28 protein-coding genes are annotated in these 26874 nt (G+C 62.2%); 22 read left to right on the plus strand and 6 right to left on the minus strand.

Annotated features, from left to right (window positions below; all coding sequences use genetic code 11):
• Positions 1-20: 20 nt before the first annotated feature.
• Positions 21-908, minus strand: a complete 888-nt coding sequence (locus tag BO74_RS07845; RefSeq protein WP_496441320.1) for a LysR family transcriptional regulator — start codon at positions 906-908, stop codon at positions 21-23.
• A 119-nt stretch (positions 909-1027) separates the two neighbouring features.
• Between BO74_RS07845 and BO74_RS07850 the strand changes: the two genes are divergently transcribed.
• Entirely contained in the window at positions 1028-2185 is a 1158-nt protein-coding gene (locus BO74_RS07850; protein WP_496441322.1) for an L-talarate/galactarate dehydratase, read from the plus strand.
• A 289-nt stretch (positions 2186-2474) separates the two neighbouring features.
• On the opposite strand, the gene BO74_RS07855 is transcribed toward BO74_RS07850, so the two are convergent.
• Together BO74_RS07855 and BO74_RS07860 are read right to left on the minus strand one after the other, a co-directional pair.
• Entirely contained in the window at positions 2475-2675 is a 201-nt protein-coding gene (locus tag BO74_RS07855; RefSeq protein WP_496441324.1) for a hypothetical protein, read from the minus strand.
• Positions 2676-2798: 123 nt separating this feature from the next.
• Positions 2799-3806, minus strand: a complete 1008-nt coding sequence (locus tag BO74_RS07860; protein WP_496441325.1) for a LacI family DNA-binding transcriptional regulator — start codon at positions 3804-3806, stop codon at positions 2799-2801.
• Positions 3807-4063: 257 nt separating this feature from the next.
• On the opposite strand from BO74_RS07860, the gene ptsP reads away from it, so the two are divergent.
• Genes ptsP through BO74_RS07875 form a run of 3 tightly spaced genes read left to right on the plus strand, consistent with a single transcriptional unit; the run spans position 4064 to position 9312 of the window.
• Entirely contained in the window at positions 4064-6541 is a 2478-nt protein-coding gene (gene ptsP / locus BO74_RS07865; protein WP_496441326.1) for a phosphoenolpyruvate--protein phosphotransferase, read from the plus strand.
• The gene (gene pfkB, locus BO74_RS07870) at positions 6538-7518 is read left to right on the plus strand and encodes a 1-phosphofructokinase (RefSeq protein WP_496441327.1); all 981 of its coding nucleotides are present in this window, start codon (positions 6538-6540) and stop codon (positions 7516-7518) included. Before ptsP ends, pfkB begins: the two co-directional genes overlap by 4 nt.
• A 57-nt stretch (positions 7519-7575) precedes the next feature.
• Complete coding sequence (locus BO74_RS07875) at positions 7576-9312, plus strand: PTS fructose-like transporter subunit IIB (protein WP_496441328.1); 1737 nt, start codon at positions 7576-7578, stop codon at positions 9310-9312.
• A gap of 126 nt (positions 9313-9438) precedes the next feature.
• Here the strand turns inward: BO74_RS07875 and BO74_RS07880 are convergent, their stop codons facing one another.
• Positions 9439-10788, minus strand: coding sequence for a nicotinate phosphoribosyltransferase (locus BO74_RS07880; RefSeq protein ID WP_496441330.1), 1350 nt, complete (start codon positions 10786-10788; stop codon positions 9439-9441).
• Between the two features lie 2 nt (positions 10789-10790).
• Positions 10791-11360 (minus strand): isochorismatase family protein, encoded by a 570-nt coding sequence (locus BO74_RS07885; RefSeq protein WP_496441331.1) that lies wholly within the window; start codon positions 11358-11360, stop codon positions 10791-10793.
• A gap of 128 nt (positions 11361-11488) precedes the next feature.
• On the opposite strand from BO74_RS07885, the gene BO74_RS07890 reads away from it, so the two are divergent.
• The 4 genes from BO74_RS07890 to BO74_RS07905 are packed head-to-tail and all read left to right on the plus strand — an operon-like array spanning position 11489 to position 14600.
• Positions 11489-12064 (plus strand): phosphoribosyltransferase family protein, encoded by a 576-nt coding sequence (locus BO74_RS07890; RefSeq protein WP_496441332.1) that lies wholly within the window; start codon positions 11489-11491, stop codon positions 12062-12064.
• Between the two features lie 6 nt (positions 12065-12070).
• Complete coding sequence (locus BO74_RS07895; RefSeq protein ID WP_496441333.1) at positions 12071-12709, plus strand: phosphoribosyltransferase; 639 nt, start codon at positions 12071-12073, stop codon at positions 12707-12709.
• Between the two features lie 16 nt (positions 12710-12725).
• Positions 12726-13139, plus strand: a complete 414-nt coding sequence (locus BO74_RS07900; protein ID WP_496441335.1) for an archease — start codon at positions 12726-12728, stop codon at positions 13137-13139.
• Between the two features lie 27 nt (positions 13140-13166).
• On the plus strand, positions 13167-14600 hold the full coding sequence (locus BO74_RS07905; RefSeq protein ID WP_496441336.1) for an RtcB family protein: 1434 nt from the start codon (positions 13167-13169) through the stop codon (positions 14598-14600).
• Positions 14601-14625: 25 nt separating this feature from the next.
• Here BO74_RS07905 and BO74_RS07910 read toward each other — a convergent pair whose 3' ends face one another.
• Entirely contained in the window at positions 14626-15438 is an 813-nt protein-coding gene (locus BO74_RS07910) for an inositol monophosphatase family protein (protein ID WP_496441338.1), read from the minus strand.
• Positions 15439-15518: 80 nt separating this feature from the next.
• On the opposite strand from BO74_RS07910, the gene BO74_RS07915 reads away from it, so the two are divergent.
• From BO74_RS07915 to BO74_RS07980, 14 genes are all read left to right on the plus strand, one after another.
• On the plus strand, positions 15519-16310 hold the full coding sequence (locus BO74_RS07915) for an RNA methyltransferase (RefSeq protein WP_496441339.1): 792 nt from the start codon (positions 15519-15521) through the stop codon (positions 16308-16310).
• A gap of 62 nt (positions 16311-16372) precedes the next feature.
• A complete protein-coding gene (gene cysE, locus BO74_RS07920; protein ID WP_496441340.1) occupies positions 16373-17125 on the plus strand; it encodes a serine O-acetyltransferase in 753 nt (250 codons plus the stop codon).
• A gap of 54 nt (positions 17126-17179) precedes the next feature.
• Positions 17180-17671: a Fe-S cluster assembly transcriptional regulator IscR gene (gene iscR, locus BO74_RS07925; RefSeq protein ID WP_496441342.1), complete on the plus strand. Its 492-nt coding sequence runs from the start codon at positions 17180-17182 to the stop codon at positions 17669-17671.
• Positions 17672-17680: 9 nt separating this feature from the next.
• Positions 17681-18838, plus strand: a complete 1158-nt coding sequence (locus tag BO74_RS07930) for a cysteine desulfurase family protein (RefSeq protein WP_496441344.1) — start codon at positions 17681-17683, stop codon at positions 18836-18838.
• 29 nt (positions 18839-18867) lie between these two features.
• Positions 18868-20079, plus strand: coding sequence for an IscS subfamily cysteine desulfurase (locus BO74_RS07935; RefSeq protein ID WP_496441345.1), 1212 nt, complete (start codon positions 18868-18870; stop codon positions 20077-20079).
• 55 nt (positions 20080-20134) lie between these two features.
• Positions 20135-20518, plus strand: coding sequence for a Fe-S cluster assembly scaffold IscU (gene iscU, locus BO74_RS07940; RefSeq protein ID WP_496441346.1), 384 nt, complete (start codon positions 20135-20137; stop codon positions 20516-20518).
• A 31-nt stretch (positions 20519-20549) separates the two neighbouring features.
• A complete protein-coding gene (gene iscA / locus BO74_RS07945; RefSeq protein WP_496441348.1) occupies positions 20550-20873 on the plus strand; it encodes an iron-sulfur cluster assembly protein IscA in 324 nt (107 codons plus the stop codon).
• Positions 20874-20925: 52 nt separating this feature from the next.
• Positions 20926-21474 (plus strand): Fe-S protein assembly co-chaperone HscB, encoded by a 549-nt coding sequence (gene hscB, locus BO74_RS07950; RefSeq protein WP_496441349.1) that lies wholly within the window; start codon positions 20926-20928, stop codon positions 21472-21474.
• A 22-nt stretch (positions 21475-21496) separates the two neighbouring features.
• Entirely contained in the window at positions 21497-23401 is a 1905-nt protein-coding gene (hscA, locus tag BO74_RS07955) for a Fe-S protein assembly chaperone HscA (RefSeq protein WP_496441351.1), read from the plus strand.
• The gene (gene fdx / locus BO74_RS07960; protein ID WP_496441352.1) at positions 23398-23739 is read left to right on the plus strand and encodes an ISC system 2Fe-2S type ferredoxin; all 342 of its coding nucleotides are present in this window, start codon (positions 23398-23400) and stop codon (positions 23737-23739) included. Before hscA ends, fdx begins: the two co-directional genes overlap by 4 nt.
• On the plus strand, positions 23736-23930 hold the full coding sequence (gene iscX, locus BO74_RS07965) for a Fe-S cluster assembly protein IscX (protein ID WP_496441354.1): 195 nt from the start codon (positions 23736-23738) through the stop codon (positions 23928-23930). Before fdx ends, iscX begins: the two co-directional genes overlap by 4 nt.
• 109 nt (positions 23931-24039) lie before the next feature.
• Complete coding sequence (locus BO74_RS07970; RefSeq protein WP_496441355.1) at positions 24040-24462, plus strand: Hsp20/alpha crystallin family protein; 423 nt, start codon at positions 24040-24042, stop codon at positions 24460-24462.
• A 231-nt stretch (positions 24463-24693) separates the two neighbouring features.
• Positions 24694-26307: a methyl-accepting chemotaxis protein gene (locus BO74_RS07975; RefSeq protein WP_496441356.1), complete on the plus strand. Its 1614-nt coding sequence runs from the start codon at positions 24694-24696 to the stop codon at positions 26305-26307.
• 16 nt (positions 26308-26323) lie between these two features.
• Positions 26324-26821, plus strand: coding sequence for a low molecular weight protein-tyrosine-phosphatase (locus tag BO74_RS07980; protein ID WP_496441357.1), 498 nt, complete (start codon positions 26324-26326; stop codon positions 26819-26821).
• Positions 26822-26874 lie beyond the last annotated feature (53 nt).

A 26874-nucleotide genomic window follows, 5' to 3' on the forward strand; every position in this document is an offset into this window, starting at 1 on the left:
AGGGCAAAAAGGGGCAGCCATCACGCCGCGCAATCGTCCACCAGCTTTTCTAGAATCAACGGCAGCGCCGGGTTGTCATTGTCGTTGCGCCAGATCAGATGCAATTCGCTGCAAATGCCTGCTTCCAGCGCAATCGGGCGATAGGCGATGTGTTCAAAGTGCAATTGACTGGTACTTTGCGGAACCAAGGCTACGCCCAATCCGGAATTCACCAGCGCCAGCATAGTCAGCGTGGAACCGACCGTCTGCACGTAATCCGGTTCAATTTGGGCTGCGCGGAACATGCCGGTGATCATTTCATGGAACGGTTGCCAGCCGGTAAATGAATAGTTGATGAATGGCTGCTGGTGCAGAGCCTGCGACGCAAGCTCGCTCTGGTTGGCCAGTGGATGGCTGATCGGAACAGCCAATACAAAAGGCTCGCGTAGCAGACAGCGGGTCTCACAGTCTTTCTGTCCCAGCGTCGAACGCACGATGCCCAGGTCGATCTGGCGGGTGCGCAACGCCTGCAGCTGCTCGAAACTGGGCATCTCGTGCAGGGTGATGTGGATATCAGCATGGCTGAGATGCAGGTCGGTGACTACGCGTGGCAGAAGTGCATAAGCTGCGCTGGCTACATGGCCAAGATTCACCGCGCCGACATCGCCTCGGGCAATCTTTTGCGCTGCCAGCACGGCACTGTGCGCCCGTTCCAGCAGACTTTGCGCCTCGATGTAAAACGCGCGCCCGGCAGCGGTCAGCTGGACCGAGCGGTTGGTGCGGTTCAGCAGTCGCACGCCAAGCTGATGTTCCAGAAGCTGGATCTGCCGCGTCAGTGGCGGCTGCGTCATGTTCAGCCGCTCCGCGGCGCGACGAAAATTGAGTTCGGAGGCGACGGCGACGAAGCTGCGAAGTTGTCCAAGCTCCATGATTGATTCAATCCAGGTATCAAACAATCGCCACTATAGATTGGACGGGTATCGCTGGCGAATCCATTATGCGGACATTCATTTGTTTCTTTCGATCAACCTGGATGGAGTCGATTTCGATGACCGCTGCTACCCCGATTGTTTCCTCTCGTCAGGATCGCATCTGCTGGATCCAGCTGACCTCAGTCAATCTGCCGCTCAAGACCGCCGTGAGCGATGCCAAGGTGCTTACGGGTCGTCAGGCGGCGCTGAAGGAAGTTTCGCTGCTGTTCGCCGAAATCGAAACGGCGGATGGTCACTGCGGGCTGGGTTTTACCTACACCTTGCGCACCGGCGGCCCGGCGCAATTTGCGCATGCGGTAGAAGTGGCGCCGGCGCTGATCGGCGAAGATCCGAACGATATCGGCCGGCTGTGGGGCAAACTGGTGTGGGCGAGCGCATCGGTCGGACGCAGTGGTCTGGCGACGCAGGCCATTGCCGCTCTCGATACCGCACTATGGGACCTGAAAGCCAGGCGGGCCGGCTTGTCGCTGGCCAAGCTGCTGGGTGCGCATCGCGACTGCGTGCGCTGCTACAACACCTCCGGCGGCTATTTGCAGGCGTCGGTCGAGGAAATTCTGGAAAAATCCACGCAGTCGCTGGAACGCGGCATCGGCGGCATCAAGATGAAGGTAGGCCACCCGGACCGGGCGCGGGATCTGGCCCGCGTCGCTGCCGTACGCAAGCATATCGGCGATCAGGTGCCGTTGATGGTTGACGTTAACCAGCAATGGGATCGCACCACGGCCCTGCGCATGGGTGTGGCGATGGAACAGTTCAACCTGGAATGGCTGGAAGAGCCGCTGGATGCCTACGATGTCGAAGGGCACGCGGCGCTGGCGGAGAAGCTGATCATCCCCGTCGGCACCGGGGAGATGCTGACCAGTGTTGGCGAAGTCGCGGCCTATATCAAGCGCGGGGCGATCGATCTGGTCATGCACGACGCGCCGCGCGTCGGAGGGATCACGCCATTCCTGAAAGTGGCGGCGATGGCGGAAGAGGCCGGGCTGATGATGGCGCCGCATTTCGTGATGGAGATCCATCTGCACTTGGCGGCCGCCTATCCGCACGCGGCCTGGGTGGAGCATTTCGAATGGCTGGAGCCGGCCTTCAACGAGCGACTGGAAATCCGCGACGGCTACATGATCGTGCCGGATCGACCGGGTCTGGGCCTTTCGCTGGGCGAACGGCTGGGCGACTGGACTGTGGCGAAAAGCGAGTTCGGCAAGCGCGCCTGATTCGACAATGCGCGATGAACCAAAAAAAATCCCGGGCCGGTGCGGCTCGGGATTGAAATCCCATCGTTGCGATGGGTCAGGGAGGGTCAAACAGTGTCAGCGGGGGCCGCTGAAGCACGACTGCATCTTATGTCTGCTGCGAATATTCTGTCTGTACGTGTAATCACTGATTTCGTAACAGTCTGTGCTGCCTGTTTTTGAGGCGACAGGAATTTTCCCTTTTCCGATAAGGCACTACGGTACTTGTCCCGGTGTTTTCCACAGGCTTGTCCCAAGGTTCTGTGAATCGCTAGAGGCTGGAGTCCAGTTCTTCGTCCAGCCATCCATCCGGCATGGTGTTCTTCAGGAAAGCTTCTCGCTGCGATACATGGTAGGCGGCGATCGATACCCACCGCCGGCGCACCTCTTCGGTTATATCCAAAAGCGAGCCCTCAAGATTTCTGGCCTTCGGAGCGGGCTCGCGGGTGATGGTGGAATGAAGACTTGCCATGTCGTATCCCCAGACGTTCTTGTCTTGTTGCTGGGTACGTTAGGCGCGCTGCGAAACGGGTACAAGGGAGTTTTTGTAACAGAGGCGGGTGCGCGGAGTAGCGGTGACGGCGGGCCAGGCGTGTCAGCCGGCGGCCAATGCCGCGTTGGTGCGCGCACTCGATCCGCGCACCAGTAGTTCACCGCGCAGCACGATGCGGCGCACGGCCTGCGCTGGCTGGGCGATGCGGGCAAGCAGGAGCTCGATGGCTGAGCGGCCGATGTCGTAGGTGGGTTGAGCCATGACGGTGATGGCGGGGGTGACGACGCGCGTCCAGGGCATGTCGTCGAAGCCGGCGAGGGCGACGTCCTCGGGAAAACGCAGGTTGGCTTCGCGCAGCGCTTGCACCAGACCGAGCAGGATCAGCCCGCTGCTGGCAACGATGGCGTCCGGCAATTCGGCGTTTTTTTGCAGGAACTCGCGCATGGCGGCGAAGGCTTCGTCGGTGGTCGGCTTGAGCGCCTGCGTCACCGAGGGCAGCCCGGCGCCGGCCAATGCGTCTAGGTAGCCCTGCAGGCGCTGCCGTCCGGTGGCGCTGGCGGCACCATAGAAGAAGGCGATGCGGCGATGCCCGGCGTCGATAAGATGGCGGATCAGTCGTTGCGCGGCGTCGGTGTTGTCGAGCAGGACCGCGTCGGCGTCGGTGTCGCTCTCGCAACGGTCGACAAGCACGACGGGGAAGGGGAAATCGGTCGGGTGGTAGCGGGAGAGCAGGTCAAGAGTCGGGGATAGTATGACGCCGGCGACGTTCTCGTCGCGCATCATTTCCAGATAGAAATTTTCCTTTTCCGGATCCTCGTCTGCATTGCACAGCATCACCCGCATTCCGTTGGCGTAGGCGACATCCTCCACGGCGCGGCCGACTTCCATGAAGTACGGGTTGCGGATGTCCGAGACGATCAGCCCGAGGGTGTCCGTACGTTGCGAACGGAGGCGCCGGGCCGCCAGGTTGGGGCGGTAGCCGAGGGCTTCCACCGAAGCCATCACGCGCTTGCGGGCGTTCTCGCTGACGCCGGGCAGGCCGGAAAGGACGCGGGAGACTGAGGCGACGGAGAGGCCGGCGTGCTTCGCGACATCGAGGATTCGTACCATTTTGAGCGTCCTGTGAAAACGATTACGTTATATTTTCGCGGAATTATGCCTTAGTGCCGGCGTAATGGAAAAGCATTTACGTTGAATTGTTCTCCCGCTCGGTGGTCTCAAGAGGGTGCTTATAGCCTTGATGAAAGGGGTTGTCGGACGGTTTTTCAAGAGGCTTGTTGTGACGTTGTGAAAAAATGTTTGACAGAGAATATGTAATCGATTACAAAGACGCCTGTCCGATTAAGTTGTTTTCTTTTGGGGGTCAAATGGAAACGATTACAAAGCAATGTGTGGTCATCCAGGCGCCGGTTCAGACCAAGGAAGAGGCGATCCGCCTCGCCGGGAACCTGCTGGTTGAGGCCGGCTACATCGCGCCGCCGTACGTCGAGAGCCTGATGAAGCGCGAGGCGGTGTCCAATACGTTTCTCGGTGTCGGTGTGGCCATCCCGCACGGGATGATCGAGGACCGGCATCATGTATTGAATACCGGCATCGCTGTCGTTCAGGTGCCGGCGGGTGTGCAGTGGCAGGAGGGGAAGCTGGCACGGCTGATCGTGGCGATCGCTGCGCAATCCGACGAGCACATCGCCATCCTGCGTCGCCTGACCCGGCTGATGCAACAGGATGGCGCGATCGAGGAGTTGTGTACCTGCACCGATCCGGAGCGCATCATCGCCGCCTTGACCGATACCCCGTATGCGCCGGCGGTAGCGCCCGCCGCGCCGTGGCCGGCCGACGCGCAACTGGAGATCGTGCTCGATTACCCGAACGGCCTGCATGCCCGGCCCGCTACCCAGTGGGTGGAAACGGCCAAGCGTCACGCTTGCGAGATACGCGTGCTCAAGGATGGCGAACATGCCGACGCCAAGGCGCTGACCACCCTGCTCGGGTTGGGCATCGTCTGTGGCAGCAAGCTCGTTCTGGCTGCACGCGGAGAAGGTGCCGAAGCGGCTGTGGGTGACCTGGCAGAAACCATAACCCGGCTCTCGGCTGAGGAAATCGCCGACGCCGAGCGGGCACGCGTTGCCGCGGCCAAGGCACGCGCCAACGCGCCGGTGTGGAAGCCGGTAGCGGCGGCCCGTGTACAGCAGGGCGTGGCGGCAAGTCCGGGGCTGGCGGTCGGCAAGATCGTGCGCCACGAGAGCGCAGCGCTGGTCGTCGAGGATCGCTCGGCTGGCGCGATAGAAGAAGGAACGGCGCTGGAAGGCGCGCTGGGTAAGGTCGCGACCGAATTGACCGAGATGGAAGCCGAGACCCGTCGCCGGCTGGGCCCGGGCGAAGCAGCCATCTTCGCGGCGCAGCGTGAGTTGGTCGGCGATCCGCTGCTTCTGCGCTCGGCCATTGGCGATGTCATGCGCGGCCACGGCGCCGCCTGGGCGTGGAAGAAGGCGCTGGACGCACGCGTCGATCAACAGCGCCAGTTGCCCGATCCGTTGCTGGCAGCCCGCGCGCTGGACCTCAAGGATGCCGGTGAACGGGTCATCGCCGCGCTGCTCGGCGTCGAGCGCCGGGCAATGGTTCTGCGCGAGCCGACGGTTCTGGTTGCGGAAGATCTGACGCCGTCCGACACGCTGCAACTCGACATGCGCTACGTGGTTGGTCTGGCGATCAGCAGTGGCGGTCCGACCTCGCACACCGCGATCCTCGCCCGCACGCTCGGCCTGCCAGCGCTGGTCGCCGCCGGTCCCTCACTCCTGCAGATTGAAAACGGGGCTGAAGCAGTGATTGACGGTACGGCGGGTTCCCTCTATCTCGATTGCAGTGCCGCCGACATCGAGTCAGCGCGGGCCGCGATTGCTGCGCAGGCGGAGCGCAACGAAGCGATGCGTGCCGACCGCCACCAGTCGGCGACGACCGCCGACGGACACACGATCGGCGTCTTCGCCAACGTGGCCAACGCCAAGCAGGCGGCCGCTGCGGTCGAGGCAGGGGCGGAGGGCGTCGGGTTGATGCGTACCGAATTCCTCTTCCTGGAGCGAGAGACTGCGCCGAGCGAGGAGGAGCAGTACGTCGTCTATCGCGACACGCTGGCGGCGCTCGAAGGTCGTCCGTTGATCATCCGCACGCTCGACATCGGTGGTGACAAGCAGGTGCCGTATCTCGACCTGCCGCGCGAGGAAAACCCCTTCCTCGGCGTGCGCGGCGCGCGCCTGCTGCTCGCCCGTCCGGAATTTCTGCGTACCCAGTTGCGTGCGCTGTACCGCGCGGCGGCGCACGGCCCGGTGTCGATCATGTTCCCGATGGTCACCGATTTGGCCGAGGTGGCGGCCCTGCGCGCCGAGTGCGAACAGGTACGCAGCGCCCTGAACGCACCGAAGGTGCCGCTCGGCATCATGGTCGAAGTACCGGCCGTAGCGGTGATGGCCGACCGCTTCGCCCGCGAGGTGGATTTCTTCTCGATCGGTACCAACGATCTCACCCAGTACGTGCTGGCCATGGACCGCCAGCATCCGCAGCTCGCGGCGCAGGCCGATCCGCTGAATCCCGCGGTGCTGGCACTGATCGGGGCGACGGCGAAAGCGGCGGAGGCGGCCGGCATCCATGTCGGCGTCTGTGGCGGGCTGGCCGGCGATCCGCTCGGTGCGCGCATCCTGGCCGGGCTCGGCGTGACCGAGCTGTCGATGAGCGCGCAGGACGTGGCGGCGGTGAAGACGGTGATCCGTGCCGAAACGTTTTCGGCGATGCAGCAGCTGGCGCAGCGCGCGTTGGCCGCCCGCAGCGCCGCCGAGGTGCGTGCGCTATGAGTCCGGTGAAACATGCCGCAGGACCGGCGACCGTCCTTTGTGTTGCTCTCAATCCGGCGGTCGATTTGACCATCGAGGTCAGCGATCTTCTCGTCGGCGAGGTTAACCGCGCTCAGCGCGCCCAGCAGGACGCCGGTGGCAAGGGGATCAACGTGGCCTCCTGCCTGGCCGACTACGCGGTACCGGTAGCCGTTACGGGGCAGTTGGGGCGGCAGAACCCGGCGCTGTTCGAGGCGTTGTTCGAGGCCAAGGGGATCGACAACCGTTGTCTGTACATCGACGGCTACACGCGGGTGAATACCAAGGTCGTCGATCCCGATAAAGGGCAGACGACGGACATCAACCTGCCCGGACCGAGTCTGACGGAGAAGGAGATCGCCGTTCAGATTGCGACCTTGATGGACGTCATGAAGACGCTTTCGGTGTCGCTGCGCTGGGTCGTTCTTTCTGGCAGCTTGCCACCGGGCTGGCCGGTCGGGACCTACGCTTTGCTGATCCGGCATGTGCATGCGCTCGGCGGCAAGGTGCTGCTCGACACCAGCGGCCCGGCGTTGTCCGAGGCGCTCAAGGCGGGGCCGGAGATCGTCAAGCCGAACCGCGACGAGTTGGCCGAGCATCTGGGCCGGAAGCTTGGTTCGATCGCCGAGGTGATCGACGCGGCGCGCGCACTGATCGCCGCGCATCCCGGCATGCAGACCGTGGCCGTGTCGATGGGCAGCGAGGGGGCAGTGTTCGTTTCGCCGGAGCAGGCAGTTGTCGCCCAGCCGTTGCCGGTCGAGCCGATCAGTTCGGTCGGGGCGGGCGATGCGATGGTCGCCGGCATCGTCGCGGCACAAATCGACGGGCTGCCGCTCGATGGTTGTGCCCGGCTGGCGACGGCGTTCGCTGCCGGCAAGCTGACGCGCCTCGGGCCGCATTTGCCCGGCTACGCGGAGGTTCGCGCGCTGGCTGAAAAAGTGTCTATAGAAAAACAATAAAGTTTTTAATCAACTAGTTGAAACGTTAACCTAAACAGTTTTATCAAGGAGGTTCATATGGCAACCATCGTAGCGATTACCTCGTGTCCGACCGGCATCGCGCATACCTTCATGGCCGCCGAGGGGCTGGAGCAGGCGGCGGTCAAGCTTGGCCACACGATCAAGGTCGAAACGCAAGGCTCGGTCGGCGCGCAGAATCAACTCAGCGAAGCCGACGTGGCGGCGGCGGATATCGTCGTGATCGCCGCCGATACCACGGTCGATTTGACGCGCTTCGCCGGCAAGCGGATTTACGAGACGAGCACCAAGGCGGCGATCAACGACGGCGCCGCGGTGATCCAGAGCGCGTTGAAGGAGGCTGCCGTACCGGGGTCGAAGCAGGGCGGGCCGCAGCGCATCGTCGCCATCACCTCGTGTCCGACCGGCATCGCGCACACGTTCATGGCCGCCGAAGGCTTGCAGCACGGCGCTACCAAGCTGGGGCACATGATCAAGGTCGAGACGCAGGGCTCGGTTGGGGCGCAGAACGCGCTGACGGCGGATGATGTGGCGGCCGCGGACATCGTGCTGATCGCCGCCGACACGACGATCGACAAGACGCGCTTCGCCGGCAAGCGGATTTACGAGACGAGCACCAAGGCAGCGATCAACGACGGCGCCGCCGTCGTCCAGGAAGCGCTGGCAAAGGCAGCGGTACAGAGCGTCAAGGCCGGCAGCGACAAAGGGTTGGCCGACCAGGCGCTGGACGCCAAGGCCGCGCAATCGGCGTCACGCACCGGCGTCTACAAGCACCTGATGACCGGTGTTTCCTACATGATTCCGTTCGTCGTGGCCGGCGGCCTGCTTATTGCGCTGGGCTTCGCGCTCGGCGGCATTTATGTCTATGAGGACGCGTACAAAGGCACGCTGGCAGCCAACCTGTTCTGGATCGGCAAGGCCAGCTTCCAGTTGATGGTGCCGATTCTCGCCGGCTACGCCGCCTTCTCCATCGCCGACCGTCCCGGCATCGCGCCGGGGATGATCGCCGGCGTCATCGCTGATGGCATCGGCGCCGGCTTCCTCGGTGGCATCGTTGGCGGCTTCATTGCCGGCTACACCGTGCGCTGGCTCAGCCAGACAATCAAGCTGCCGCGCACGCTCGACGGCCTGAAACCGGTGCTGATCCTGCCGCTGCTCGGGGCGACGATCACCGGCCTCCTGATGTACTACGTGGTCGGTGGCCCGGTGGCCTCGATCCTCGCCACCATCTCGGCCTGGCTGAAGAGCATGCAGGGCAGCAGCGCGATCGTCCTCGGCCTGTTGCTCGGCTGCATGATGGCCTTCGACATGGGCGGCCCGGTCAACAAGGCGGCCTACACCTTCGGCACCGGCCTGCTGGCCAGCCAGATCTACGAGCCGATGGCTGCGATCATGGCTGCGGGCATGACCCCGCCGCTCGGTATCGCCCTGGCGACCATGCTGTTCCGCAACCGCTTCTCCGCCGACGAGCGTGAAGCCGGCAAGGCGGCCGCCGCGCTGGGCATCTCGTTCATCACCGAAGGCGCCATCCCGTTCGCCGCCAAGGATCCGCTGCGGGTGATTCCGTCGATCATGGTCGGTTCGGCGATTACCGGGGCGATCTCGATGGCCGTCGGCGCGCAACTGCACGTCCCGCACGGCGGCATCTTCGTCCTGCCGATGCCGAATGCCGTATCGGGGCTGCTCGGTTACACGGTGGCGATTGTCGTTGGTACGGTGGTGACGGCGTTTGCGCTGTTCCTGCTGAAGAAGCCGCTGGAGAACAGCGCAGCGTAAGCAGCACACGTCATTCCGGCCTGTGCCGGAATGAGGCTGCTTTTCGCTCGTCGTCCCGGCGAAAGCCGGGACCCAGCGGGATGCCTCAGAAGCCGCTCTTGGATTCCGGCCTGCGCCGGAATGACGTCATGAAGGTCGCTGGTCGCGCAGATCGACTTCCTTGACCAGCGCATGCAGCGCGGCAGAGACCTCGACCGGGTAGCGTGGTGCGGCTTCGACGCCGCGCAGGGCGTCCGGGAGCCGCGCAAGCTGTCCGCGCGTGTATTCCCGCACGTCGGCCAGCGTGGGTGACGGCTTCTGCCTCTTTCCGGCGCGCATCACGCATTCGAGCAGCGGTTCGCCCGCTGCTTCATCGTTTTCCGTGGTCAGCGTGTCACCGATCATCAGGCCGTCGGCGTCGTAGCGCCGGAACACCTGCTTTCTCCCCGGCCAACTGGCCTTGCCTTCCGAACGCTTGCGCCGTGCGCCGCCGGAATACTCCTGCAGCTTGTAGGCGCATTCGAGATAAGGGCAGTCATCGGAGGTGTTCATCCGCGTGCCGACGCCGAAGCCATCGATCGGCGCGCCGGCGTTGACCAGGCGGGTGACCGCGTATTCGTCGAGATTGCCGCTGGCGAAGATGTGGATGTTCGGGAGACCGCCCTCATCAAGAATCTTCCGGACGCGGCGCGAATGCTGGTCGAGATCGCCGCTGTCGAGGCGCACGGCCTGGATGGTGATGCCGTCGGTGGCCAGTTTGCGCGCGAGCGGGATGATGGCCCGCGCGGCGGCTTCGGTGTCGTAGGTATCGATGAGCAGCGTGGTGGCGTTCGGGTGGGAATGGGAGAAGTCGTCGAAGGCAGCGATTTCGTCCACATGCGCCTGAATGAACGAATGCGCCATGGTTCCGTACAGCGGGATGGCCCAGCGCGCGCCGGCGAGGACGTTCGAGGTGCCCTCGAAGCCAGCGAGGAAGCTGGTGCGCGCTGAGAGCATGCCGGCCTCGGCGCCGTGGGCGCGGCGCAAACCGAAATCGACGAGCAGCCGGTCGGGCGCGGCGAGGCGCACCCGGGCGGCCTTGGTGGCGATCAGTGTCTGGTATTGCAGCAGGTTGATGATGCGGGTTTCCACCAGTTGCGCTTCGCGCAGCGGGGCGACGATCCGCAGGATCGGTTCGTCGGCGAAGAACGGCGTGCCTTCCGGCATGGCCCAGACCTCGCCGGTAAAGCGCAGGTCGGCCAGCGAATCGACGAAGGGCCGATGGAAGCGTCCGCAGTTGGCCAGCCAGTCGAGTTCGTGCGGCGAAAGGCTGAAGTTCTCCAGTGTGTCGAGCACCTGCTCCAGCCCGGCGGCGAGCAGGAAATGACGGTTGTCCGGCAGCTTGCGCACGAAAAACTCGAACACGGCGGTGTCGTTCATGCCCTTGTCGAAGTACGCCTGGAGCATGGTCAGTTGGTACAGGTCGGTCAGCAGTACGCTTTCCTCGGCAGTCTTCAAGATCAATCCTCCTCGGTGACGGCGCCAGCCGCCAGCATTTGCACCATGGCGCGCGCGCCGTCGTCCGCCTGGACGTTCACGGCACGCATGGCGTTGGTCAATAACAAAACGTTGTAGCCGAGTTGCCGTGCATCGAGTACGGAATTCAGCACGCAGTAATCGGTGGCCAGCCCCCCGACAAAGAGCCGGCGAACCCCGGCGGCTTGCAGGTGCGCGTGCAAGTCGGTTCCGGCGAAGCCCGAGTAGGCGTCGGCGTCGCTCAGGGCGGCCTTGCTGATGACGGCGGCGTCAGGCGGCAGTTGCAAGGTCGCCGCAAATTGCGCGCCTGCCGTCTCGGCTACACAGTGAATAGGCCACGGGCCACCTTGCGGCTGGAAAGAGCAATGATCGGCCGGGTGCCAGTCCCGGGTGGCGAAGATCGGCAGGCCGGCAGCGGTGAAGCGGGCAATCTGTGCGTTGAGCGGCGCGACGACAGCGTCACCTTCTGGTACGCCCAGCGCTCCGCCGGGTAGGAAGTCGTTCTGTACATCGACGATCAGCAGTGCGTCGTCTTGTTGGAGTGGGGTGGTCATGGTTGCGCCCTCAGGGTGGCTGAGTGGAGAGAGCGGATTATAGAGGTTGTCGGCGGACGGGGAGGTGCATGGAGGTCGGGTTGTCTATGATGAAACCGTGGGGCAACGCCCTCAGGAGGGAGAACGTCATGGACCGACCCGCTGGCAGACGCACGTGCCTTTACGATACCGCACAACTCGAATCCGTCATCGAATCGATGGCTTGCGACGCGGCCGGGCTGCTGACCGGACGGGAGCGTGTCGCCGTGGTCGGCGTGTTGCGCCGCGGGGCGCCGCTGGCCGAGCGCCTGACGGAACGCATGATCCAGCGCTTCGGGATCGTGCCGCCGCAACGCCTGGACCTCGCCGTCAAGCGCTACGCCGACGACCTGACGCTGCTGTTCCCGGAAACCCGGCTGGCGGAAGCGGAGGGACAGCCGACCCCGGAATTGCGCGGCCATACGGTGCTGGTCGTCGACGATGTCCTGTTTACCGGGCATTCGCTGCTTCGCGTTGTCGAGTATCTGGCGCGCCGCCAGCCGGCGGAGATTCGCGTCGTCACCCTGGTCGATCGCGGCGTGACCCGGCTGCCGGTGCGCACCGATGTGGTCGGCGTCCGACTCGATATTGCGCCGTCCGACATCATCGAATGCAACGTGCCGCCGTATGAGGCGGAGTTCAAGATCGAGCTGCTGCAACCGGGGCGGATCCCTGAAAGCCGGTAGGAAAAAATGTTCTTCAACGATCGTCTCGATGCCGCAAAGCAGTTGGCGGCGAAGTTGACCGCATATCGCGACAAGAATCCGCTGATACTAGCCATCCCGCGCGGCGGTGTGCCGATGGGCGAAGTGCTGGCGACGTCGTTGCATGGCGAGTTGGACGTTGTCCTCGTGCATAAGCTGAGTTCGTGCTGGAATCGGGAATATGCGATCGGCGCAATCGACGAGAGCGGCTGGTCGTTCATCGCGGATGCCGATGAGGCCGAATCGTCGTGGCTGGAGAAGGAGCGTTCCTCCCGTCTCGCGGAACTGCGCCAGCGTCGGGCGCTATACTCGCCCGACCGGGCGCCGGCTGATCCGTCCGGGCGCATCGTTATCGTCGTCGATGACGGGCTGGCGACGGGGGCAACGATGATCGCCGCCCTGCACGCCGTCGGGGCGCGGACGCCGCAGCGGCTGATCTGCGCGGTTCCCGTGGCGGCGCCGGACAGCCTGAGAAGAGTGGAAGAGGATGCCGATGAAACGGTTTGCCTCGATGCGCCGTGGGAGTTCCAGGCGGTCGGGCAGTTTTATCGCGAGTTCGGACAGGTAAGCGATGCCGAAGTGATCGACTGCCTGCAGCGTTGTCGCCAGGCAGCGCCGGCATCGTGAGGATCATGAGGATGGAGTGAGCTGGGAAACATTCGAACATGAAGCCGACGTCGGCGTCCGCGGAGTCGGAGTGTCGCTCGCCGAGGCTTTTGCCGGGGCGGCGACGGCGCTGACCGCGGTCATCTGCGATCCACGTACGGTGCAGCCGCGCGAGGCCGTGATCATTGCCTGCTCAGCGCCGGAACTCGACCTGTTACTGGCCGACTGGCTCAATGCACTGGTCTTCGAGATGGCCACGCGACACATGTTGTTCTCGCGCTTCGAGGTGACGATCGAGGGCGGCACTCTGGAGGCGCGTACCTGGGGCGAAGCGGTGGACGTTGGCCGCCATCAGCCGGCGGCCGAGGTGAAGGGAGTGTCGTTCTGCGAGTTGCGGGTCGCCCGGCAGGCCGATGGAAGCTGGTTGGCGCAGTGCGTCGTCGATGTCTGATCACGGCACGCTACAAGGAATTCGGAGATGGATATTTCAACGTTTGAGCAGATTGCAGCCTGTGCCTGGCGGATGCGAAAGCATGGGCGCATGCGCGTTCCGGCGGTCGTTTTCGCTTCGCCCGCGTTGTTGCAGGCGATGGACGACAAGGTTGCCGAGCAACTGGCCAATGTCGCCAGCCTGCCGGGGATCGTCGACGCGGCGTATGCCATGCCCGACGCGCATTGGGGTTACGGCTTCCCGATCGGTGGCGTTGCGGCGTTCGATGCCGAGGCGGGAGGGGTAATTTCGGCTGGCGGCGTCGGTTTCGACATCTCCTGTGGGGTGCGAACTCTGCGCACCGGGCTGCGGTTGGATGATGTCGAGCGGGCCAAGGAACGTCTGGCCGACCTGCTGTATGCACGCATCCCCGCGGGCGTCGGCAGTACCGGCGAACTGCGGCTCTCCGCCGATGGCATGAACGCCATGCTGCGCGGCGGCGCGCGCTGGGCCGTCAGCGAGGGGTTCGGCTGTACCGAAGATCTGGGCTGCATCGAGGAGCACGGCGTGGTTGCCGGTGCCGATCCAACGGCCGTGTCGGAGCAGGCGCGCCAGCGCCAGCGCGACGAGATGGGTACGCTCGGGTCTGGCAATCACTACCTGGAAGTCCAGGTTGTCGATGAGGTGTTCGATCCGGTCGCGGCAAGCGCCTACGGGCTGACGACCGGTGATGTCGTCGTCAGCCTGCATTGCGGCTCGCGCGGGCTCGGCCACCAGATCGGCACTGATTACCTGCGTGAGATGGCGATTGCCGCGCCCCTGTCGGGCGTTGAGCTGGTCGATCGCGAACTGGCCTGCGCCCCATTGAGATCGCCGCTCGGCAAACGTTACCTCGGCGCGATGCGCGCAGCGATCAACTGTGCCCTCGCCAACCGGCAGATTCTCACGCACCTGACACGGGAGGCGTTTGCCGAGGTTTTTCCGGGGAGCCGCTTGCCGTTGCTGTACGACGTCTCGCACAACACCTGCAAGGAGGAAACGCATGTCGTCGGCGGCCGGGAACAGCGACTGTTCGTGCATCGCAAGGGCGCGACACGCGCCTTCGGGCCGGGGCATCCGGAATTGCCGCCGGCGTATCGCGCTGTCGGGCAGCCGGTATTGATCGGCGGCAGCATGGGTACGGCGTCGTATATCCTCGCTGGAGCGATGCCGACGGGTGGGGTGCATGCCTTCGCCTCGGCATGTCACGGCGCCGGGCGGGCGATGAGCCGCAATGCGTCGTTGAAGCGCTTCAACGGTCGTGCCGTGGTCGGGGAACTGGCGGCGCGCGGCATCGTGATTCGCAGTCCGAGTCTGCGTGGTGTCGCCGAGGAAGCGCCGGGCGCCTACAAGGATGTCGGCGCGGTGGTGGAGGCGTCGGATGAGGCCGGACTGGCCGGCCTCGTTACCAGACTGCGCCCGTTGATCTGCATCAAGGGCTGAGTCTGTGTTTGGAACGTGATGAAGATCAGGCCTGCAGGGTCGGGGTAAGGTGGCTGTCGACGACCTGCAGCATCGGCGCGAAAATCTTCGGCGTGCCGGCGACCAGGTTGCCGGTCTTCAGGTACTGGTCACCGCCGGATAGGTCGCTGATCAGACCTCCAGCCTCGGTCACCAGCAACGCGCCGGCAGCGATATCCCACGGCAGCACGCCGATTTCCCAGAAGCCGTCGAAGCGTCCGCAGGCGACGTAGGCGAGGTCGAGCGCCGCCGAGCCGGCACGACGGATTCCCGCGGTACGTTCGGCAAAATCCTTGAATATCCCCAGGTACGGCTTGACGTGCTCGAAGTTGCGGAACGGGAAACCGGTGCCGAGCAGCGCCTGTTCCATGCGGTCGCACTTGGTGACGCGGATGCGGCGCTCGTTGAGGAAGGCGCCGCCGCCCTTGCTGGCGGTGAACAGTTCGTTGCGCACGACGTCGTAGACGACGGCCTGGTTGGGCACACCCTTGTAGGTCAGGGCGATCGACACCGCGTACTGCGGGAAGCCGTGGATGAAGTTTGTCGTGCCGTCGAGCGGATCGATGATCCACTGGTAGTCCTTGCCGCCAGCGCTGGCGTCCGAGGCGCCGGACTCTTCTGCTAGAATCCCGTAGTCCGGATACGCCTGTCGCAGGATCTCGATGATGGCGGCTTCGGCGGCCTTGTCGACTTCGGTGACGAAATCGTTGTTGTACTTCTTCGGTGTGATCCGAAGATGCTCGACGTCCTGAGCGGCGCGGTTGATGATCTGGCTGGCCCGGCGGGCGGCCTTGATCATGATGTTCAGAGCTGGATGCATGGCGTGTCTTTTAAAGAGTCCGGCGGGCGGACGGAGAATTCCGGGTCGCCCGTTTCGTTTTTGGAATCGCGTATTTTAATATGAACCAGCCTTCCCCGTCTTTGATTGATAACGGCATTTCAGGTCAATGTTCCGATCTGGTGCGTGTGCGCATCATTCTTTCCCGAACCAGTCACCCCGGAAACATCGGCGCTGCGGCGCGGGCGATGAAAACGATGGGGCTGTCGAAGCTGTATCTCGTCTCCCCGAAACAGTTTCCCGATCCGGAAGCGGTTTCTCGCGCGGCAGGGGCCGACGATGTTCTGGAAAATGCGGTCGTTTGTTCGACGCTCGATGAAGCGCTGGAAGGGGCTGTCTTCGCCGTTGCGCTGTCAGCGCGTCATCGCAACCTCGGCCCGGCCCGGTTGCAGGCGCGTGAGGCGGCTCCGCTGGTTCTGGAAAAGGCGCTCGAAGGCGACGTGGCGCTGGTCTTCGGCAACGAAACCGCCGGGCTGTCGAACGAGGATGTCCAGCGCTGTCAACGTACCGTGTTCATTCCCGCCAATCCGGACTATACGTCGCTTAATCTGGGGGCGGCGGTGCAACTGCTATGCTATGAACTCCGGTTGGCGGCGCATGTCGGTCGGCCGGCGGAAGTGAGCCGCACGGTTCCCTTCGCCTCGCCACTGGCAACCAGCGACGACATCGAGCGGTTTTACACCCATCTCGAACGCGTCATGGTAGATACCGGCTTTCTCGACCCGGCCCAGCCGAAGCGCCTGATGGCGAAATTGCGGCGGCTCTACGGTCGGGTGGATCTGGAACGCGACGAGATCAACATCCTGCGCGGCATTCTCGATGCCGTGGAACGGAAGCTGCCGCCGAAGTTCTAAATCTTGATAGAAAAAGTCGGGTATTTTAGAATCGCCCATTAAGCCTTCTGGAGACTCCTTTCATGTTCAGCCGCCTGCGAGAAGACATACGCTCGGTATTTGCGCGCGATCCTGCCGCCCGGACGTCGTGGGAAGTGCTGACCTGTTATCCGGGCCTGCACGCGGTGATGATGCATCGCCTGGCGCATTGGTTCTGGATCCGTCAGTTCCGCTGGATGGGGCGTTTCACTTCGCATCTCGCGCGATTCCTTACCGGGATCGAAATTCACCCCGGGGCGACGATCGGCCGGCGCTTCTTCATTGACCACGGTATGGGCGTGGTCATTGGCGAAACAGCGGTGATCGGCGACGACGTGACGCTGTATCACGGGGTCACCCTGGGTGGAACCTCGTGGAACAAGGGAAAGCGCCACCCGACGCTGGAAGACGGCGTTGTTGTCGGTGCCGGGGCGAAGGTGCTCGGGCCGATTACCATCGGCGCAAACTCCAAGGTCGGCTCGAACGCCGTCGTGGTCAAAAACGTTCCGCCAGGAACCACGGCCGTGGGAAACCCGGCGCGCATCATCGACAGCGAGCAGGCGCAAAAGCGCGAGGAAAAGGCCGGCCAGATGGGGTTTTCCGCCTACGCCTTGTCGACCAGTCAGGATGATCCGCTGGCCAAGGCAATCCACGGGCTGCTCGATCACGCGGTGGAAACCGACCGGCGTATCGAAGCGCTGCTCAAGAAGCTGGAATCGAGTGGTGTCAGCATTGAGGACGAATTGGCGACGGCCGACAAGTTCGATCCGAAATACCTGAGCAAAATTGTTGACTAATTTCGGGAACTTGTCCGATAGTTGACAAAACTAATAGGGTATTAAGGAGGAAGCATGCGACTGACAACCAAAGGACGTTTTGCCGTTACGGCGATGATCGACCTGGCGCTGCACAGCGGTGAAGGTCCCGTGACGCTGGCCGGAATCAGCGAGCGGCAGCGGATTTCCCTGTCCTATCTTGAGCAACTGTTCGGAAAATTGCGCCGGCATCAACTGGTCGACAGTGTCCGCGGCCCGGGCGGTGGTTACCGCCTCGCGCGGCCGATGGCCCGTATTTCGGTGGCGGACATCGTCCGCGCCGTCGATGAAGCGCTCGACGCCACACAATGCGGTGGCCGGGAGAATTGCAGGGAAGAAGAGCGTTGCATGACGCACGACCTGTGGATGACCCTGAACGCCAAGATGTACGAGTATCTTGAGTCGGTCTCGTTGGCCGATCTGGTGGCCAAGCAGTTGACGAAAGTCGGCGGTGACGTCGCCCTGCTCAAGGATGCGCGTCGTCCGAATGAGGGCGGGCGAGAACGTTCCCTTTCCGCGTTGGCCTGATAGCGAACGATGGCCGCTACCGTTTATCTCGATCACAACGCGACGACGCCGCTCGACCCGGCGGTGCTGGAGGCCGTGCTTCCGTGGTTGAGCGTGCAGTTCGGCAATGCGTCCAGCCGTCACGAATACGGTCGCGCGGCGCGCAAGGCGATTGACGACGCCCGCAACCGGGTGGCTGCGGCCGTCGGTGCGCATCCCACGGAGGTCGTATTCACCAGTGGTGGGTCGGAAGCGAACAATCTGTTCATCAAGGGCAGTGCGGCGCTCTTCAAGCCGGCCAGCCTGACGATCAGCGCCGTCGAGCATCCGTGTGTGACAAAGCCCGCCGGACAACTCGTCCGTCGCGGCTGGAAACTCGTCGAGTTGGGCGTCGATGCGGATGGGTGCGTCGAGTCGTCGTCCCTTGTCGAGGCCTTGGCGCAAAAGCCGCGACTGATTTCCGTGATGCTGGCCAATAACGAGACCGGCGTCGTGCAGAATGTTCCCGGGCTGGCGGATCGTGCGCGCGCCTCGGGGGCACTGTTTCATTCAGACGCGGTGCAGGCCTTCGGCAAGATCCCGGTCGATTTCCGCCAACTGAACGCCAGCGGCGTGCATGCCCTGACACTGTCGGCGCACAAGATCGGCGGGCCGAAAGGGGCAGGCGCGTTGATCGTCGACAAGCGTGTGGAAATCGAGCCGTTGATCGCCGGCGGAGGACAGGAGCGCGGATTGCGTTCCGGGACGGAAAACGTCGCGGCAATCGTCGGCTTTGGCGTAGCCGCCGAAATCGCCATCCAGCGTATGGATCAGGCAAGCACTTTTCTTGCCGGTTTGCGGAACCGTCTGGAGCAAGGGCTGGTCAGTCTTGGAGCCCGGCTTTTCGCTGTCGGCGTCGAGCGGTTACCGAATACGAGCTATTTTTCGCTGCCCCATCTGGATGGCGAAACGCTGGTGGCTCAACTCGACCGGGCCGGTTACGCGGTCGCCAGTGGTGCGGCCTGCTCCAGTGCCAATCCGGAGCCTTCGCACGTACTGAGCGCGATGGGCGTTCCCGCGGATATCGCGCGCGGCGCCGTGCGGATCAGCCTGGGAACGGGAAACACGATGGAGCAGATTGATGGATTCCTGGTGTCGCTACGCGATACCGTCACCCGATTGCAGCATTTGACCGCCATCGCGGTCTAACTGACAAACTTGAGGAACGGAGCAAAAAAATGCTGAAACTGCCGATCTATCTGGATTACTCGGCGACTACACCGATGGATCCGCGCGTTGCGGAAAAGATGATTCCCTATCTGGTCGAGAAATTCGGCAACCCGGCATCGCGTTCGCATTCGTTCGGCTGGGAAGCCGAGGCTGCGGTCGAGGAAGCGCGCGAGCAGGTGGCAAGACTGGTCAATGCCGACTCGAAGGAAATCGTCTGGACGTCCGGCGCGACCGAGTCCAACAACCTGGCGATCAAGGGGGCGGCGAATTTCTATTCGGGCAAGGGCAAGCACCTGATTACGGTCAAGACCGAGCACAAGGCGGTTCTCGACACGTGCCGCGAACTGGAGCGTCAAGGGTTCGAAGTCACGTATCTGGATGTTCAGGAGAATGGGCTCATCGATCTTGACGTGTTCAAGGCGGCCTTGCGTCCGGATACCATCCTGGTCTCGGTGATGTTCGTAAACAACGAGATCGGCGTCGTCCAGCCGATCGCCGAGATTGGCGAGATCTGCCGCGAGAAGGGCATCATCTTCCATGTCGATGCGGCGCAGGCGACCGGCAAGATCGATATCGATCTGAGTGCCCTGAAGGTCGATCTGATGAGCTTCTCGGCGCACAAGACCTACGGCCCGAAAGGCATTGGCGCACTCTACATCCGGCGCAAACCCCGCGTCCGCCTGGAAGCCCAGATGCACGGAGGCGGTCATGAACGCGGATTCCGCTCCGGCACGTTGGCGACGCACCAGATCGTCGGCATGGGCGAAGCCTTCCGCATTGCACGCGAGGAAATGATCGACGAAAACAAGCGGATCGGCGCCCTGCGCGACAGGCTGCTCAAGGGCGTCTCGGACATCGAGCACGTCTATATCAACGGCGATCTCGAACACCGCGTGCCGCATAACCTGAACGTCAGCTTCGCCTACGTCGAGGGCGAATCGATGCTCATGGCGATCAAGGATCTGGCGGTTTCCTCCGGTTCGGCGTGCACGTCGGCCTCGCTGGAACCGTCCTACGTGTTGCGCGCACTGGGGCGCGACGACGAACTGGCGCACAGTTCGATCCGCTTCACTCTCGGCCGCTTCACGACGGAGGAAGAAATCGACTACGCGATCAAGCTGCTGCACGAGAAGATCGGCAAACTGCGTGAGCTCTCGCCGCTCTGGGAGATGGTGCAGGAAGGCGTCGATCTGAACACCGTGCAGTGGGCCGCGCACTGATTACCATTCGGCAGGCCGGAAATGACCGCCTGCCGCGACTGAAAGGAGTTTTATCATGGCATACAGCGAAAAAGTACTGGATCATTATGAGAACCCGCGCAACGTCGGCTCTTTCGGTAAGGAAGAGGAAGGCGTGGCAACCGGCATGGTCGGCGCGCCGGCCTGCGGTGACGTGATGAAGCTGCAGATCAAGGTCGGCAAGGATGGCGTCATCGAGGATGCCAAGTTCAAGACCTACGGTTGCGGTTCGGCGATCGCCTCGTCGTCGCTGGTGACTGAATGGGTCAAGGGCAAGACGATTGACCAGGCGCTGGAGATCAAGAACACCCAGATCGCCGAGGAACTGGCCTTGCCGCCGGTAAAAATCCACTGCTCGATCCTGGCCGAAGATGCGATCAAGGCGGCCGTGGCCGATTACCGCAAGAAGCAGGGCGAATAAGCGACCCACAGAGAGTGAGGAGATAGAAAAAATGGCAGTAACGCTTTCCGAAAACGCGGCGAAACACGTTGCCAAGTACTTGCAGAAGCGCGGCAAAGGCATCGGCCTGCGTCTCGGTGTGCGCACCAGCGGCTGTTCCGGCGTGGCGTACAAGCTCGAATTCGCCGATGCCGCCGAACCGGACGACATCCTGTTCGAGTCGCATGGCGTCAAGGTACTGGTTGATCCGAAGAGCTTGCCCTATATTGACGGCACGGAGCTCGACTACGCCCGCGAGGGATTGAACGAGGGGTTCAAGTTCAACAACCCGAACGTGAAGGACGCGTGCGGCTGTGGCGAGAGTTTTAACGTCTGAGCGTCGGTGGAGGAAACGACATCCGATGCGATTCTTCTGAAAGGGCGGCCCGGTGGATTCTCCTCGTGACGAGCTCAATTTCAACTCCGACCACTTCGCCTTGTTTGGCCTGACGCCGGCGTTCCGCGTCGATCCCCTGTCGCTGGACAAACGCTTTCGCGAGCTTCAGGCCCGGGTGCATCCCGATCGGTTCGCGCATGCGGCCGAATCCGAGCGTCGCAGGTCGCTGCAACTGGCAACGCGCGTCAACGAGGCTTACCAGACACTGAAGAATCCGTTGCTGCGCGCCCAGTACCTGCTTAGCCTCGCCGGGAACGATGTCGATAAGGAAAACAATACCGCGATGCCGCCCGAGTTCCTGATGGAGCAGATGGAATGGCGAGAGGCGGTTGCCGAAGCGCGCCAGGCAAGCGAATACAGCGAACTGGAACAACTGCACCACCGCGTCCGGCAACGGATGAGCAAACGCTACGAGCAGCTCGCCGAACTGCTGGACGATCAACACGACTACATTCAGGCGGCTGATCGCATCCGTCGCCTGATGTTTCTTGAAAAACTCCTTGCCGAGATCGATGACGGCTTGGCCGAGCTTGAAGCGTAAAAGCTAAAACAACAGGATATTCATGGCACTTCTGCATATTGCCGAACCCGGTGAGTCGGCAGCACCCCATCAACATCGACTGGCCGTCGGCATCGACCTCGGCACGACCAACTCGCTGGTGGCGACGGTCAGGAGCGGCTTGTCGGTCGTTTTGGGCGACGAGCTCGGACGGCCGTTGTTGCCATCCGTCGTTCGCTATCATCCTGACGGCAACACGGATGTCGGCTACGCGGCTCAGGCCGAGCAGGCGCGCGATCCGCGGAACACGATCGTTTCGGTGAAGCGCTTCATGGGCCGTGGGCTTGCCGATATCGCCCATCGTGAATCGATGCCCTATGTCTTCGAGGACGCTCCGGGAATGGTTCGCCTCCATACGGCGGCCGGCGTGAAAAGCCCGGTCGAGGTATCGGCGGACATCCTGCGCACGCTGCGCCATCAGGCCGAACAATCGCTGGGGGGCGAACTCGTCGGCGCGGTCATCACCGTGCCGGCGTATTTCGACGACGCGCAGCGCCAGGCGACCAAGGATGCCGCGAAACTCGCAGGACTGAACGTCCTCCGGCTGCTCAATGAACCGACCGCGGCCGCGATCGCCTACGGGCTGGATAACGCCGCCGAAGGTATCTACGCGGTGTACGACCTCGGCGGCGGCACCTTCGACATCTCGATTCTCCGGCTTTCGCGCGGCGTCTTCGAAGTGATGGCGACCGGCGGCGATTCTGCGCTGGGCGGTGACGACTTCGACCAGCGCATCTTCTGCTGGATTCTCGAAGCGGCGAAGCTCAATCCGCTGTCGGCGGAAGATGCCCGACTGCTTCTGACCTCCGCCCGCGAAGCCAAAGAGTATCTGACCAACCACGGCGTTGCGCCGATCGCGGCGCGGCTCAACAGCGGCGAGCGCGTCGATCTCAAGCTCACCACGGAGGTCTTTACCGAGATCACCAGGACGCTCGTGACCAAGACCATCCAGCCGGTCAGGAAGGCGTTGCGCGATGCCGGGCTGTCTGTATCCGAGGTAAAGGGCGTCGTCATGGTTGGCGGCGCGACGCGCATGCCGCAGATCCAGCGTGCTGTCGGCGAGTTCTTCCAGCAGCAGCCGTTGAACAATCTCGATCCGGACAAGGTCGTTGCGCTCGGCGCGGCGACACAGGCCAATCTGCTGGCTGGGAACCGCAATGCGGGTGACGACTGGCTGTTGCTCGACGTGATCCCCCTCTCGCTCGGCCTGGAAACCATGGGCGGACTCGTGGAGAAACTGATTCCGCGGAATTCGACGATTCCCGTGGCCCGCGCGCAGGAGTTCACCACCTTCCGCGACGGCCAGACGGCGATGGCTCTGCAAGTTGTGCAGGGCGAGCGGGAACTGGTGACGGATTGCCGCTCGCTGGCCCGTTTCGAACTGCGCGGGATTCCGCCGATGGTTGCCGGGGCGGCCCGAATCCGCGTGACCTTCCAGGTCGATGCGGATGGCCTGCTCTCCGTTTCCGCGCGAGAGCAGATTTCCGGTGTCGAGGCCGGCATCACGGTCAAGCCGTCCTACGGGTTGTCGGACGATGAAATCGCCAACATGCTCAAGGATTCGATGGCGCACTCGAAGGACGATGCGTTGCGGCGCGCGCTCAAGGAGGCGCAGGTCGAGGCTCAGCGGCTGATCGAAGCCGTCCAGTCGGCGATGAAGAGCGATCGCGATCTGCTGACCGACGAGCAATTCGTCACGATCGATACCGCCATCGGCCGGTTGCAGGCAGCCGCCCTGGGCGAGGATCGGCGGCTGATTTCGCAGGCGATGAACGACCTGGAAGCTGAAACCCGGGAGTTCGCGGCGCAGCGCATGGACAAGACGATCCGGAAAGCGATGGCCGGCAAGCGGATCGAGGATCTTCCCGGAACCGAGGCTTCACCGGAAAAAAAGGGAGAACACGCATGACGCAAATCATCGTTTTGCCGCATATTGAAATCTGTCCTGACGGGGCAATGATTGAGGCCAAGGAGGGCGAATCGATCTGCCAGAACCTGCTCGACAACGGTATTGCCATCGAGCACGCCTGCGAAATGTCCTGTGCCTGCACCACCTGTCACGTCGTCGTGCGAGAAGGCTTCGATCAACTCGAACCCTCTGACGAGGCGGAGGATGATCTCCTCGACAAGGCGTGGGGATTGGAGCCCAATTCCCGGCTGTCGTGTCAGGCCATCGTGAACAAGGCGCCGCTGGTTGTCGAGATTCCGCGCTATTCGATCAATATGGCCAAGGAGGGGAAGCGATGAAATGGACCGATATCAACGACATCGCAATCGAACTCGCCGAGATGCATCCGGAGATCGACCCGACGAAGGTCAATTTCGTTGATTTGATGCACTGGGTGATGCAGTTGCCGGGCTTCGACGATATGGAAAAACACTGTGGGGAAAAGATCCTGGAGGCCATCCAGCAGGCCTGGATCGACGAGACGGAGTAACGTGGCGACCTGAGTCTGTCCATTATCCGGCGGTTCCTTGAAATCGCCGGGCGCCTCCTTCATATTGAAAATGTGCGGGCCACGCCCGGTTCATCAACGGGAGGATAGGATGGCGAATATTTCACGCTATAACGCACCTGACGATGCGTTGGACGATCTGTTCCGGGGCTTCTTCCTGCGTCCGGTACGTCTGGAAAGCCAGAAAGAGGTACAGATAAAGATCGACGTCAGCGAGGATGACAAGGCATATACGGTTCATGCCGAGATTCCGGGAGTGAAGAAGGAAGACATCCATGTCACTGTCGATGGCGCGCTGGTCTCGATCAGCGCCGAAGTCAAAAACGAGAAGGAAGTGAAGGAGGGCGACAAACTCCTGCGCAGCGAGCGTTATTTCGGCCGGTTGTCGCGGTCTTTCAGCTTGGGGCAGGATGTGGACGACACCGCGGTGGTCGCCAAGTACAACAACGGTGTTCTGGAACTCCAGCTTCCGAAGCGGTCGATCGCCAAGTCACGGCGTATTTCGATCGAGTGACGCAGGATAGTCTGAATTGCCAAGCCGTCAGGGTGTGGATGCCCTTGACGGCTTTGTTTTTTCTCTTTTTTCTTTATCCAGTGCGGGTTTCAGGCGTTTCCCGATTAGGAAAATTGTTGACTCCTTCGTGAATCGCCTTCACGATTGTTGACGTTTTTTTTATTTTTTCATTTGATTCGCTTGGCTCGCGTTTTATCAGGCTTGCTGTTTTCAGAGAGGGATAACCGAAAAATGTTGATAAGCAGAAAAATCTGGTTGCTGGTTGGGATAGCCATGGTGACGTCGGCGGCGGTGTCCAGTTTCGGCCTTTATGGTTTGAAAACCGTCAACGCCAACATGGTGAAAATCGCCGACGAGTCGGTTCCGTCGCTGCTAAAAGTCAGCGACATGCGTAGTGCTTATCTTGCGTTGATTCCCCAACTATATAACCGGGCTACAACAACAGATGCTGACAAGGGAAAAGAGATCGAGCAGGCTCTCGATCAGGGTAACAACGATTTGATCAAGCAGATTAATGTTTACGGTGAACACGTTACGGATGAGGGCGAAAAACAGGCGCTGGACGAAGCCAAGCTCAGCCTCATCTCGTTCGTTACTCGTCTAAAGCAAATCAACACCTTAGCAGGGCTTGGAGAAACGCAGACAGCCCTTGAAATGGTTCAGCGGGATATCGGGCCATTGCACGAGCGCTTGTCAAAATCGTTTGATGTACTCGTAAAGATCAACACGGAGAATGTGGCTGCAGTTAAACAATCAGCAGGCTCTGCTTTTACTCGAACCTTGATGATTACGGTAGCGGCGGCGATCGTCGGGGTGCTTGGTATTGGCGTGTTCGGTTTCTTTGTTGGGCGTTCAATAACTCGTCCGCTTGCGGTGATGCAGAAGGCCATCATTCGTACTGCGACGGAACTCGACTTTACCGACACCATCGAGGTCCGTTCAAGAGATGAGGTTGGCGCCACGTTACAGGCCTACAACGAGCTTCTGGCCAAGTTGCGCAGTAGTTTTGCCGAGATCCAGGCCGTTTCGGCTCGTATGTCGGCGATTACCGCCGAGGTAGATACGACCTCCAAGGAAATCGCCGAAAACTCGCAGCTGCAAAGCGATGCGTCGTCAGGGATGGCCGCAGCGATCGAAGAGTTGACCGTCAGTATCTCGATGGTTGCCACCCAGGCACAGGACGCCAGCCTGCATACCCAGGAGTCGCGGAACAAGGCTGACCAAGGGGCAGAGGTGATCCTGACCACCGTCAGCGGTATCCAGACCATTTCCGAGTCCGTGCGCGAAGCGTCCGAACGGATCGATGCGCTGCGCCACGATAGCGAGAGCATTTCCTCGGTGGCCAATATCATCAAGGAAATCGCCGACCAGACTAACTTGCTGGCGCTCAATGCGGCGATTGAAGCAGCGCGTGCCGGTGAGCAAGGACGCGGCTTTGCCGTGGTCGCCGACGAGGTGCGCAAACTGGCCGAACGTACCTCCAAGTCGACGCAGGAAATCTCTACACTGCTGGCACAGATGCAGGGCAGCGCGAAACAGGCGGTCGATACTATGGCCGCCGCGGTTCGGGAAGTCGATGCGGGCGTGGAGAACGCGCAAGCGGCAGGCCGGTCGATCAGCGACATCAAGGAAGGATCGGGGACCGTGGTCGGCGCCGTGGAAGAGATCTCGGAAGCCGTGCGCGAGCAAAGCGCGGCGAGCACCTCGATCTCGCAACGGATCGAGCAGATCGCCCAGATGACCGAGCGCAACACGGCCGCGGCGGGCAGCACGGCAGAAGCCGTACATGACCTCAGCCGGATGAGTCAGGAGATCGAGACGGCCTTGAAGGCTTACAAGGTCTGAACTGTTGAGCAGCTGGATGGAGTCAAGCTTGGCGGCGCATCGCGTTCTTCTCGTCTGCATGGGCAATATTTGTCGGTCGCCAGCAGCGGAAGTGGTTGTCAGAACCCTTGCACGCCAAGCCGGGATTTCGCGGGCTATTGAGGTCGATTCGGCGGGTACGCACGCTTACCATGAGGGCGAGTCTCCCGATCAGCGGGTAAGAAAGGCTGCGGCAAAGCGCAAGTACGATCTGGGCGGTTTACGTGCCCGGCGCCTGGAAGAGGGGGACTTTCACCGGTTCGACCGTATTCTGGCGATGGATCGGCAGAATCTGGCGTTCATGCGCCGGATATGTCCGCCGGAGCATCTGCATAAACTCGGACTGTTCCTCGATTTCGCCGAAAATACCCAGCAGGAAGAAATTCCCGACCCGTACTACGGCGGGCCGGAAGGATTCGAAGTCGTTCTCGATTTGTGCGAGCAGGCGGCGAGGGGGCTGATCAAGGCTGTCTCAGGATCACCCCGTCGACGCTGAATTCGCCTTAAGAAAGGTTGAAGTATTCGTTACCCCGGCGAAGGCCGGGGTCC

This window comes from Propionivibrio pelophilus DSM 12018 (assembly GCF_059569095.1).